Consider the following 12,497-nt stretch of genomic DNA (forward strand, 5'->3'; position numbering starts at 1 on the left):
AAAAACAATAAACTATCCATGACGACTGATGTCCTCTTGATGAGTTTTAATAACTTGCTTAAGCAATAGGTATTGTTTTTCACTAACCTGTTGCCAACCAAAATGCTCTGCCTGCTCTCTTACCTTAGCCGATGAAATATTCTTAGCGAGTACTGAATGAATACTCGCTGCTATAGCACCGCTATCTCGCTGCATAATTAACTCGCCAGCGTTAGGATGAGTGATTATTTCAGCACTACCGCCAACATTAGTCGCCACAACAGGAGTGCCTGATGCTAACGCTTCTAATAAAACGTTTGGCATACCTTCTCTACTTGAGGCTAACACTAATAAATCAGCACTAGCATAATAGCCAGGTAATTCGGCTTGCTGAATGTTACCAGTAAAAAATACTCTGTCTTGTAAGCCTAACGCTGTCACTAATTGCGTTAACTCGGCTCTCATTTGACCTTCACCAATCACAATAAGCTTAACCTTAGGTAATTGAGTTAGCGCCTCAATGATTAAGTGATGCCCTTTCAACTCAATTAAATTACCGACACTTAGGATTAATTTTTCATCTTTTTCAAATGAAAAAGGTAACGTTGGATGAGTTGCATCAGGGGTAAAAAAATCTAAATCGACGCCATTACGCAATACGATAGGTTGTTTTGCTTGAGGTGCGAGCTTGACCATTTCATTCGCTAAAGCTTGAGAGACCGCGGCACTTGCATTAACTGTCATTAATGCCTGTTTAATGCGTTTACCTGCAATAACATTATCTGGAATAACATTAATATCGCTACCACGGGCTGTTACCATAACCGGAATATTCAGCTTTTTACCTAACCAAGCAGCGACGACACCATCTGGGTAAAAGTAATGACTATCTATCATATCAACTTGGTAACCGCTTAACGTTAAAGACTTCAGTGCCTTTAGGCAGCTACGATATAAAAAATACGGTGTTATATTCATTCCTACTTTGGGAATGACAAGGTATTTAGGGTGAAAAACGTCAATTCCACTCCGTTTTTCCTGTGTTACGACTTGGCTATATTTTTTATATTCGGCAGCAGGCAACCAGCTCGGAAAATACGGCACAGGCGCAATCACTTTAACCTGAGCATCAGGATAACGCTTAACTAATTCTCTCACTCTATTTTCAATAAAAACACCATGACGGTGCTGAATATTATTAGGGTAAAGTGTAGTTAATACGACAATATTCATTATTTTATCAGTGAGTTATATAATGGAAGGTAATTACTTACGCTGTTTTTCCAATTACGGATATTTTCAACATAGTTTCTACCGTTAACTAAGACACTTTGTAATTTTTCTTTGTCGTCAAGTAACTCAATGATGCGCTCACTTAGCTGTTCATCATCGCCCGCCTGAAATAAAAAACCGGTTTCGTTATCAATAATCAGTTCTCTATGTCCACCAACATCAGATGCAATAACGGGTTTACCTTGCGCCATAGCTTCTAATGGTTTTAACGGTGTTACCAATTCAGTTAAGCGCATAGGTTTACGCGGATAAACTAATAAGTCGACCAAACTATAGTACTTACCTACTTCACTATGGGCGACACGACCCGTAAAAATAACTTTGCCTTCAATACCTAATAGCGTTACTAACTGCTTTAAGTTTTGCTCTTGCGGGCCACCACCTACTAATAATAATCGTGCCTTAGGATTATGAGCCAGTATTGCTGGCATTGCCTTAATCGCTAAGTCTAGCCCTTCATAGGCATAAAAAGAGCCTAAAAATCCCAGCACATCGCAACCTGTTAGCTCTAATGTTTCAGCAAGATCAGCGTTATTGGTTTTGTCTTGCGCTGTTATTACATCAAATTGCTCGATATTAACGGCATTACCAATAACGGTAAATTTACTTTCTGGGAAGCCACGATTAATCAAGTCGCCTTTAAGACCTTCACAAATAGTGGTAACGGCACTGGCATGACGAACAACATGGGTTTCCATTTTACGAGTTAAGCGATAACGTAAGTCGTTTTCTTTACAGCTACCATGGTCAACCGCTGCATCTTCCCAAAAGGCACGAATTTCATAAACCACCGGTAAACCAGACTTGCGCCCTGCCTTTAATGCGGCTAATCCGTTCAATGCTGGAGAGTGAGCATGAATAATGTCAGGCTTTTCGATTTCAATAACTTCTAAAATACGCGCAACCATAGGCGCAACATACGCCAGCTGATTTAAAACGGGTAGTTTTGACATAACCCCTGAAATAGGTGCGCTACGATAAAATTTAAGCCCGTCTACTTCTTCAACCTCAATTTGGTCATTACCATGTTTAGGGCTAGTAACATGGCACGTTTCTATACCCAATGCTTGTTGTTGCTTTAAAATAGAGCGACTACGAAAGGTATAACCGCTGTGTAGTGGAATTGAATGATCAAATACATGTAAAACTTTCATTATTTTCTAGTACCTTCTATGCTGCTTCAGCTTGTTTATAAAAAGAAGCAAACATTAATAATGTCCATAATGGTGCGCTATATTCACGTCGGCCTGATTGATGGTCATCTAACCATTGAGTAATGGTGTTCATATTAAATAAACCACTGTTATGCATTTGTTCACTCAACAGAGTATCACGTAGTTTTTGCTTTAACGGCCCTCTGAACCAGTCAGCTAATGGCACTCTAAAGCCCATTTTTTTACGATAAAGCACATCGTGTGGTAAGTGTGGCTCCATCGCTTTTTTCAAAATATATTTACCACAACCGTTTTTAAGCTTTAATGCTGTTGGAATTTTAGCGGACCATTCTACAAATTTATGATCAAGAAACGGTACCCTCACTTCTAAGCTGTGCGCCATACTTGCACGGTCAACTTTTGTTAAAATATCGCCAACTAAATAGGTTTTAATATCTAAATATTGAATCAATGATAATGGGTCATTACCATCAAAGTTGGCTTGGTGTTCTCTAAACACTTCAAGTGCGGTATAGCCTTTTAGTTCTTGATATAGTTCATCAGAAAACAATGCCTTGCGCTGAGCATCATTTAATAATGACACCCCATGAAAGTAACCTTCGGCAGTGTCCATTGCTAACGATTGAAAAGTAGTTTTTGCGCGTAAAAATTGTGGTGCCCAATCCATTTTAGGGTAGATTTTACCTAAGGTACCAAAAATAGGCTTACGTACCGAATAAGGTAAAATAGAACGTACTTTTTCTTCGTTCATCATCAAACCATAACGACGATAACCCGCTAATAACTCATCTGCGCCATCGCCCGATAAACAAACAGTAACTTTTTCGCGTGCCATTTGGCAGACACGGTAAGTAGGCATAGCAGAGCTATCAGCATAAGGTTCATCATATAAGCCCGCAAGAATATCAACTAACTCAAAATCATCGCTGGCAACAATTTGCTCGTGATGGTCAGTTTGGTACATTGCAGCAACTTCGCGCGCGAAATCGGTTTCATTATAATCTTTAACATCAAACCCTATTGAGCAAGTAGTAACTGCTTTTTTCGTGTCACTGTCTTGATTAGCATCTAAGGTTTCAGGATTAGACAATTGTGACATCATGGCGACAACAGCACTTGAGTCTACGCCTCCTGATAAAAAAGAGCCTAGTGGCACATCAGCCATCATGTGACTTGCAACTGCGCCTTTAAATTGTTTTTCCATATCGGCAATATAATCGTCTTCGGACATATTAATTTGCTGTGAGTAACTCACGTCCCAGTACTGTTCAATAACAGGTGTCGAGTTACCTGCTTGTAGCGTGATAGTATGTCCAGGAGGTAATTTAGCCACTTGCTGATAGATAGTATGCGGCTCTGCGGCATAGCCTAAAGCAAAATATTGCTCGATAGCCTTTGCATCAATTTTTTTATTCAATCCGGGTACTAACGTGATACTTTTCAGTTCTGACGCAAAATATAAAGTGCCCTCGATAATAGAATAGAATAATGGTTTTATCCCTAAGCGATCGCGAGCAATAAATAGCGTTTTCGCTTGTTTATCCCATATGGCAAAAGTAAACATACCTTGTAATTTATCAACACAAGCACTGCCCCATTGCATGTATGCATGTAGAATGACTTCAGTGTCACTATGACTATGAAATACATGTCCAAGCTGCTCTAACTCAATACGGGTATCTTTGAAGTTATAGATTTCGCCATTGAAAATAAGCACATAGTTGCCATCATCACTGGCCATTGGCTGTTGACCTGTTGATAAGTCAATAATGGATAAACGACGATGCCCTAGTGCAACATGTTCATCTAAATACTCGCCGCCCTCGTCTGGTCCACGATGAAATTGCGCCTGATTCATTTGCGCTAATAATTGTTGATTGACTGACGCTTCAGTTAGTGATTTTTCAGCTGCAAGGTGGAGAAAACCGGTAATACCGCACATTCGTTTATTGTCCTTTAACTAGCGTTTTGTATTGCTGCAAATACGCATTAACCATGTTTGTTTCATTAAAATTAGTAAGCACTTTATTTCGGGCATTTTCGCCATGCTCAATAATGAGTTCGGGTTGTTTTATGTAACGCTTTAAAGCTTGAGCTAGTGCTTCAGGATTACTTTTTTCCACTAAATAACCTTCAACACCATCGGTAATCACTTCTGGAATACCACCAACGTTGGTGGATACCACCGGAGTTTTTGCTGACATGGCTTCAAGAATAGTCATAGGAATACCTTCGGCCACTGACGATAAAACAAATACGTCGGTATTGGCGAGTATTTGTGCAACATCATCTCGAGCCCCTAAAAAGTCAACGTTGCTTAATTCATGTTCTTGGCAGAACGTTTCAAGTATTACTCTTTGTTCACCATCACCAACAATGGCCAACTGTGGCAATGCTTCAATGCCAATGTCGTTTTTGAGTAATAAAAAAGCCTTTAATAAGGTTGCATGATCTTTTACTGCGGTGATACGCGCGACAATGGCAAAACGAAGCTGCTTGCTTGGTGTTTTAGTAATATTAAAAACTTCGGTATTAATGCCGTTTTGAATTAATAGCGTTTTTTTCTGAGTAATGCCAACATGATTAACCAACCAAGAATGTAAGTCTTCACTTACACAGACATAACACTGAATAAAAGCCGACATTATTTTTCTTAAAAAGTTATGCTTTTTATTCAGTCCTTGTGGATCTCCAATATCGCGGCCATGCTCTGCATGAATATGCCCCTTCACGCCAGCTAACCAAGCAATAGGATGATACTCAATTGTTGGTAAATTATAAGTGTGCAATATCTGCGGTTTAAGCTGCCTTAATAGTTTAAACAACTTAAAATGAATACCTAAGTCACTCCCTTGTTTTTTACCCAAGCAATGTACAGTGACTGGATTATCTACGGCTTGCGCAAAGTTATTGGCATCGGTAAGCGAGATAATAATATGTTGGTAATTCTCATCTTGCATTTGGTTAATACAATTGAGCATTACCCGCTCTAAACCACCAATATCTAAACGATAAATAAGGTGAGCAATAATTGGCTTACTATTACTCACCACTTTCATCCTTAAATAATTCACTTTGCTTATTGAATGCCGCAATAAGTGTTTTTTCTGCTGTTTCAAGATCAGTAATACCACTAACAGAAACTGCGCGAATTTCACTAAAGTCCGATTGTTGAGTCAAGCTATTCCATGCTTGCATTAATTTGGCTTTATTAGCATTAACCGTAAAGTAATCACCTATTTTATATTGGTAAAGATAACTTCTTGGAAAGCCTCTGCTATTGCGTAAGTTTACGAGCATTGCATGTTCATTATTAATGATGACTTCTTTGCGAGAGGCTATGGTCCACAAATCGTGATTATGAGTAACATTTTGCCAAACAATTAATTCGCCTTGGGTTTGTTTATTGCCGTATAACGCTTTAAAAGCTTCAACACTTACGTTATTAGCACCACGAATAACGCCATAACGAGTTTCTATCGCATCAACAAAGCTTATACCCCAACTTGAATTACTAGTTTCCTGCTGCTTTTGCTCTACCGCTAAATCTACCGTAGGTATTGAGCGTAATGTAAATAGAGTGCCACATAAAATAACTAAGGTAGTTGAATAAAGTAAATAATTAGAGCGACTAATTGTTGCCGATTTATTGGCTTTATCACCCTCTTCGTTTACAGCTTCAGCATTGTTATCTGAGGTTTTTTCTGGGGCTTTATCGGCAAAAAAGCCACCAATCCAAAACATTAACATGATAACAAAACCAAAAAACAGCCAACCATAAATTAAATGATCAGCTCCTGTGGCATATTTCATATCAGAATAATAAGCAATAGCAACAATGCCATACGCTCGTATTCCGTTAGCTAAAATAGGTAGTATCATCGCAAAAAGCACAAACAATATTTGCTTATAGGTTTTGTTATAGGTTAAATAACCAAACAAGGTGCCTACGGCAACAGAAGCGATTAAGTAACGAATTCCCGAGCAAGCAACGGCAACTTCAAACATACCTGTAGGTATTTCAATATAAAGGCCATTTCGATAAAAAGGAATACCATTAAGGTCAAGGAAAAATACAGTGAACCAAGCGGTAACGTCTTGTAACCAAGGGATTAAATTTTCCCCCATCGGTACAGCAAATAATAAATAAGCTAATGGAAATTTATAATGCCACGCAACGTTATTACCCACCATAAACCAAGTTAAGCAAATTAATGAAACAACCGCCGAAAGCTGCCCTAAAACATTAATATCTGCTGCATAAGCAAATAACCAAACAAAAAGTGAACCGAATAAAAATGGTAGTGCCAACCAACTTGGTTTAACTTGGCTACCAAGTAAGTTTTCTTTATCACGCCAAAGTAACCATAAACTAATAGGAAGAATAAAATAGCCATGTGCAAACGTATCTGAGCGCGCCCATATAGCTTCCATACTTAATAACGCATCTTGATAGAGCACCGCCCACGCAACAATAATCAATGCAAACATAGCAATAAAGCGATTATCACGTATTGTCATACCGGTTAAATTACTCATTAATTATGTCCTTTGCAGAAAAGTACTGCTGTAATGGCTGTAATGTATTTTCCCAAGTAAAGTTGTCTATTATCCACTGTCGATTGCTTAAATTGACTGCGCTGTCATTTAAATATTTTAGGCAAGCTTGGGCATATACACTTGCCTCATCACTAATCACAACGCCGCTAGATTCTTTGGCGTTAATACCTTCCATCGCCATTGTGGTTACCACAATAGCTTTATTTAATGACATAGCTTCTAGCACTTTATTTTGTATACCTCGCGCTATTTGCAAAGGCGCAACAACACAAGTTGCCTTAGCAATAAATGGTCTAATGTCGTGTACTCGGCCAGTAACAACAATACCAGGCTGATCCGCCAATGCTAACACTTCACTGCTTGGGTTACCGCCAACAATACAAAAGATAGCTTGTGGGTTTTTAGCAATAATAAACGGCCAAACGTACTTAACAAACCACAATACTGCATCGACATTCGCCCAGTAATCCATAGCGCCCGTGAAACTAATAAATGGTACGGTAGGTACTGGGCTTTCTGCTGAGAAGTCTGCTTGTGGATCGAAAAAGTCAATATCGACACCATTTAGCACCCCATGTACTGACTTTTGCAGTGCTATCGGTTGTCGTGCGCTAAATAATGCTGCTTCATCGGGAGAAACAAACAAACTGTGAGAAAATTCAGCGCATATTTCATCTTCAACTTGTGCTAATAAACGATATTCACGGTTAAAAAACCACTTAGCGACACCTTGTTTTTTCTGTGCATATTGACGCCACTTATCTGAATCAACATCAACAAAGTCAATCACACGCTCTAACGCACTATAACGACTTTCTTGGCAATATTGCGCCATAGAGGAAGAGTATACAAAAACCTTTGCTATTTTATGCTCAGCGACTATTGCAGAGGTCCACTGCGCCATACGTTTATCATAATAGTAAGGGAGTGTTATGGGCTTGCCAGTAAAAAAGCCTGATAAGCCTTTTATTTTCGAAAAGGTTTTATTTTGATCAAGATGAAAGACAGAAGCACAATATTTATTGAGTCCATCAACATATTGCTTATCGAAAGGATCATCAATAAAACAACCTAAGTGAATGGCATAAGTTTCACTCAGCTTCTTTAAAATATTAAACGAGCGAATTTTATCGCCCTTGTTTGGTGGAAACGGAATACGGTGGCAAAGAAACAATAATGGCTCTTTGACTGAAACCTTATTATTAGTGGAATGAGGTTGCGATTCGTTACTCATCACTATTAGCCCAAATACTTAGATAAAAATGGGCCAATAAACTGACTAACTTTTAAAGGTAGTTTTTGCCACAACTGAATAAACAATTTATATTTTGGGTTGTTAGGACTTAAATTAGGTAGCTCTTGTGCGTTAACTAAGTGGTAATAGTAGTACAGTGACTTAGGCTCCATCCCCCAGTTTTTCTTATACTTAAAAGGGCCGCTATCATTTTTACTTCGACCAAAATCATACCAACGATAACCTTTCTCACTGGCATTACACATTACTTGGTAATACATGAAGTCAGCGCTTTTTAAACCACGAGCACTGTCATTACCACCACCGTAATAAGGTAATACTTGCTCATTAAAGTAAAAATTCATTACCGCACTCGATAATTGATTATTTTTATCTTTAATCACAGCAATATCGATAGCCTCACCAAAAACATCAATAATATGAGTGAAAAAACTCTTACTAAATATTGGTGTACCTAAATTACGATAGCTAGTAGATAATAACTCATAGAAATCTGCTAAATTTTCATGGCCTGATGATAGCGAAAAGTTAAGCTCATTTTTTAATGAGTGACGAATAACTGCACGTTGTTTCTTTTTAATATTCGCTAATATTTGCTCATTATCTTCAGCAAGTTCACAACCAAAAGTGCTATGCGCTTGTTTCAATAACAGATCGGAGTCTTGTTTTTCTTGGTATCTAAGTTCAAGATAATCAACCGATAGCTTATCGGCTAACTGGCAAGCTTCTTTTTCTAACGCTCGCACAATTTCAGGAGAGTCAGCAATTGCACCACCATAAACACAAAAAGGTGTTGAAATAAGTGCATGACCAAATAATTTACTTTTAACTTCAACTAAAGGTAAAACGCCACAAATAACGCCTTCTGTTTCAACATACAAAAAATAGCACGGATGATTAAAACTTTGTTCTATGACTTTTTTCCAGCCACTTAAATGAAAAAAACTTCCTTGCGGATTATTTTTAACGTAAGCATCCCAAGCGCAAGCTTGATCAGAAGTAAGGGTTTTTATTTGGCTGTTAATATTCAAGTTTCCATTCTCTATTTTTAACTGATAGTTATTCGATTAAACGATCATTACGACATATAAGTACGTTTGCTCAGCTACTTGCCCAAGTAAACACTTTTCATAGTGTCCCATTGGTAATCTTCTAATAAGCGCGCCACTTTGCCTTCCATACGAGACAGGTTGATATAGTGACGTAGTTTAGACTTCATTGAGGCACTCGTAATACGTGGCTGGTCTGGATCAATTTCCCACGGGTGAAAATAAAAGCTATAGGGCTGTTGCTCATTTGCTAAATAGTTATTTATACGTTTTTTCGATAACCAATAAGGATACAAGCGAAAATAACCACCGCCACCAATACCAGTATTTTGTTCATTTTTTCGTACTGTTGGAACGGGGATCTCTGAAATACCCTCTGGACGATTATATATAAACCTTGGCCATTCAGGCACACCATATAGATCATGCTCAATCGGGTAAGTACTTGAGCTATACTCAAAGCCTAAATCAGCCAGTATTTGATAGACCCAAGTATTAGTGTCATTAAATGAAAAGCTTGGTGCGCGATAACCAATGATGGCTTGCCCTGCAGCGTCTTCTAAAAGCTGCTTACTTTTCGCAACATCATCTTTAAATTGTTGTGGGTTCATTTCAGTCGCGCGCTGATGAGCATAACCGTGGCTTGCTAATTCATGACCTTCATTAACGATTGCTTTAATTAGTTCAGGGCAACGTTCAGCCACCCAACCTAAGGTGAAAAAGGTACACTTGGCATTTTTTTCAGCAAATAACTCTAACAACCTAAATGTGTTTTTTTCAACACGTAGTTCTAAGTTTTTCCAGTCTGATTTTTGAATGTTATTTTCAAAAGCAGAAACATGAAAATAGTCTTCGACATCGACTGTCATTACTTGTTTTTGAGGCACGTTTAACGTATCTACAATATTACTATTAGACTGCATGTACTTAACGCCCCTTGCCAAACAAGACTACTTCAACGGTACGAATTAAAATAAGTAAGTCTAATAGAAAGCTACGATGCTTAATGTAATACAAATCGTATTTTAATTTTTCAAGTGAGTCGTTCTCAGTTGCACCATACGGGTACTTCAACTGTGCCCAACCAGTTAAGCCAGGCTTAACATTATGACGCTCGTTATAATAAGGAATGTTTTTAATCAGTTGTTGCACGAATTCTGGACGCTCAGGTCTTGGACCAACAAACCCCATATCCCCACGCAATACATTATAAATTTGAGGTAGTTCATCTATTCTATACTTACGTAAATAATTACCTACTTTAGTAATACGGTTATCATTTTCGCTAGCCATTTGCGCACCATTTTTTTCAGCGTCTAAACGCATACTGCGAAATTTAATAATATTGAATGGTTCGCCATCTAAACCAACACGCTCTTGACGATAAAAAACAGGAACATGCATTCCCTCTGTTAGTTTAATTATGATGACCGTAAGCAGCATAATAGGCCAGGTCACTAATAATAAACCTAACGCCATAAAAGCATTAAACACCCAATCTAAGGTGTTGCGCAGATGATTGTTAGAAGCAAAGCCATTTGAATAGATAACCCAACTAGGGTAAATCAGGTTAACCGCTATTTGACCGGTTTCACGCTCAATAAAGTCTAATATTTCGGTAATTTCAATACCGCGAATTTTACATGCAAACAATTCATCAACAGGTAAGTTATTACGTCGCTCATCGCTAGCAACAACAATTTCATCAATTTCATGCTCAAGCGCATAACTCACTAATGAACCATCAAGTGTTATACGTGTTTCTTCTCTAATGCCTTCCTCAGAATCACCTTCCATAACAATAAAGCCATGAACGGTGAAGTCTTGTCTATCGACATCTCGGCGCATTCTCTTTTCAATAATTGAAGCTCGCTGTCCTGCACCAACCACTAAGATTCGGCGCTTGCCAAAACCAAAAAAATCTATTTTAAACGTTAAATAACGAAATGAGCTAACAAGCACGACACTAAATAATGAGGCGATAGCAATTACTTCAATAGGTAAATGATATGCTCCGTAAAATGGGTTGATTAATGTTGCAGCAAAAAATCCTACGGCTACACACATTAGCATCCTACGAAATATGCCACGAAAGCTCTCTCTTAATTTAGAGTTGTAAAGTCCTAAGGCTAAAGAACTTAATTGATTAATTAACGCAAAAATAATGGCGTACAATAATAAAAGACCGTTAGGTATATTATTATGTTCAACTAACCCTAACCACTCATTAAAATAAAGTGCTAAAAATAATGCGCTAACAAACAGTATTTGTTCGATGATAATTAGTGACTTACTTCCGGCGGATAAATCTCGAAATTTTGAACTAGACATGATCGGTCTGATTCCCTCTAACTAATGACTACAGCGTAACCATTTACCGATTAAAAACGACGCTTATTCTAACAAAATAATAACCAATGTTAATTGTTTATTTACATTGGTTAATTTAAATTGCTAAAAATAGCAAAAATGCCATACAATTAGGCTTTGAATAAAAAATAAATTTAACGTCAAAATGAAGGTATTAACCATGGATATACGTTTTACCGAAACAGCCAAAGTTTTCTTGGTGCTTATTACTGCTGCTTTATTTAGCGGCTGTAGTTCAAATACGCTACCTACCGCAACCGTACAGCCCTCAACTACTACAGATATTAATTCATACAAATATTTAATTGGTGCCGGTGATGTGCTTAATATTTTTGTCTGGCGTAACCCCGAAGTTTCAGGCTCTTTTGTTGTCAGACCTGATGGTATGATTACCACCTCATTGGTTGAAGACATTAAAGTCGCAGGAAAAACCCCCACAGAACTAGCTCGTTCAATAGAAGAAACTCTTGCAACTTATCTACGTGACCCGATAGTAACGGTAACCGTTCAAAGCTTTGTTGGCCCTTTTAGCGAACAAATACGTGTTATAGGTGAAGCAGCACAACCCCAAGCAATTAATTACACTCAGAATATGTCTTTACTTGACGTTATGATTCAAGTGGGTGGTTTAACTGAATTTGCTGACGGTAATGATGCCGTATTAATTCGTGTAGAGAATGGTAAGCAAAAACAATACGAAATAATGATTGACGATTTACTGAGAGACGGCGAAATTAGCGCCAATGTTGATATGTTACCTGGTGACATAATTATTATACCTGAAGCGTGGTTTTAATCATTTAGTAACCATCTACA

General features: G+C 38.0%; 10 protein-coding genes. 1 reads left to right on the plus strand and 9 read right to left on the minus strand.

Annotated elements, in window-relative coordinates:
- Nucleotides 1-12 precede the first annotated feature (12 nt).
- From KO495_RS15340 to KO495_RS15380, 9 genes are all read right to left on the minus strand, one after another.
- Nucleotides 13-1,212 (minus strand): glycosyltransferase family 4 protein, encoded by a 1,200-nt coding sequence (locus KO495_RS15340; protein WP_215981289.1) that lies wholly within the window; start codon nt 1,210-1,212, stop codon nt 13-15.
- Nucleotides 1,212-2,426 (minus strand): TIGR04063 family PEP-CTERM/XrtA system glycosyltransferase, encoded by a 1,215-nt coding sequence (locus KO495_RS15345; RefSeq protein ID WP_215981290.1) that lies wholly within the window; start codon nt 2,424-2,426, stop codon nt 1,212-1,214. Before KO495_RS15345 ends, KO495_RS15340 begins: the two co-directional genes overlap by 1 nt.
- 16 nt (nt 2,427-2,442) lie before the next feature.
- A complete protein-coding gene (locus KO495_RS15350; protein WP_215981291.1) occupies nt 2,443-4,389 on the minus strand; it encodes an XrtA/PEP-CTERM system amidotransferase in 1,947 nt (648 codons plus the stop codon).
- A 4-nt stretch (nt 4,390-4,393) separates the two neighbouring features.
- On the minus strand, nt 4,394-5,497 hold the full coding sequence (locus KO495_RS15355) for a TIGR03088 family PEP-CTERM/XrtA system glycosyltransferase (protein WP_215981292.1): 1,104 nt from the start codon (nt 5,495-5,497) through the stop codon (nt 4,394-4,396).
- Nucleotides 5,490-6,986 (minus strand): exosortase A, encoded by a 1,497-nt coding sequence (gene xrtA / locus KO495_RS15360; RefSeq protein ID WP_215981293.1) that lies wholly within the window; start codon nt 6,984-6,986, stop codon nt 5,490-5,492. The genes KO495_RS15355 and xrtA overlap by 8 nt, the downstream gene beginning before the upstream one ends.
- Nucleotides 6,979-8,241: a TIGR03087 family PEP-CTERM/XrtA system glycosyltransferase gene (locus KO495_RS15365; RefSeq protein WP_215981294.1), complete on the minus strand. Its 1,263-nt coding sequence runs from the start codon at nt 8,239-8,241 to the stop codon at nt 6,979-6,981. The genes xrtA and KO495_RS15365 overlap by 8 nt, the downstream gene beginning before the upstream one ends.
- A 5-nt stretch (nt 8,242-8,246) precedes the next feature.
- Entirely contained in the window at nt 8,247-9,293 is a 1,047-nt protein-coding gene (locus KO495_RS15370; RefSeq protein ID WP_215981295.1) for a FemAB family XrtA/PEP-CTERM system-associated protein, read from the minus strand.
- Nucleotides 9,294-9,367: 74 nt separating this feature from the next.
- Entirely contained in the window at nt 9,368-10,234 is an 867-nt protein-coding gene (locus KO495_RS15375; protein WP_215981296.1) for an XrtA system polysaccharide deacetylase, read from the minus strand.
- Nucleotides 10,235-10,238: 4 nt separating this feature from the next.
- Nucleotides 10,239-11,642 (minus strand): TIGR03013 family XrtA/PEP-CTERM system glycosyltransferase, encoded by a 1,404-nt coding sequence (locus KO495_RS15380; protein ID WP_215981297.1) that lies wholly within the window; start codon nt 11,640-11,642, stop codon nt 10,239-10,241.
- 199 nt (nt 11,643-11,841) lie between these two features.
- Between KO495_RS15380 and KO495_RS15385 the strand changes: the two genes are divergently transcribed.
- Nucleotides 11,842-12,477 (plus strand): XrtA/PEP-CTERM system exopolysaccharide export protein, encoded by a 636-nt coding sequence (locus KO495_RS15385; RefSeq protein WP_215981298.1) that lies wholly within the window; start codon nt 11,842-11,844, stop codon nt 12,475-12,477.
- The last annotated feature ends 20 nt before the right edge of the window (nt 12,478-12,497 follow it).

It is taken from the genome of Colwellia sp. D2M02, assembly GCF_018860755.1.
GTDB lineage: Bacteria > Pseudomonadota > Gammaproteobacteria > Enterobacterales > Alteromonadaceae > Colwellia > Colwellia asteriadis.